This is a genomic window from Winogradskyella ouciana (assembly GCF_009709615.1).
In the GTDB taxonomy this organism is placed as follows: Bacteria; Bacteroidota; Bacteroidia; order Flavobacteriales; family Flavobacteriaceae; genus Winogradskyella; species Winogradskyella ouciana.
Genome location: NZ_WJYA01000320.1, coordinates 1 through 233, shown reverse-complemented (window position 1 = coordinate 233; position 233 = coordinate 1). Strand labels below are relative to the sequence as shown.

Below are 233 nucleotides of genomic sequence, written 5' to 3'. Positions count from 1 at the left end.
TGGCGTTCTCCGGCAGCGCGTCCGCGACGAACGTCAGGGTCGGCGTGAACTTCACGCCCGCCGCCCGGCCGACCTCGGAGCGCAGGATGCCCTTGGCGCTCTCCAGTCCGGCCGCCGCGCTGGCCCGGTCCTCGTCGTCGCCGTAGACCGTGTAGAAGACCGTCGCCTCCCGCAGGTCGCCGGTGACCCGGGTGTCCGTGATGGTCACGTGCGAACCCAGGCGCGGGTCCTTG

General features: G+C 72.5%; 1 protein-coding gene. It reads right to left on the bottom strand.

Going from position 1 to position 233, the window contains the following annotated elements; genetic code table 11:
* On the bottom strand, nt 1–233 hold a 233-nt coding region (gene rbfA / locus F1003_RS19265), incomplete at both ends, for a 30S ribosome-binding factor RbfA (protein ID WP_155090391.1).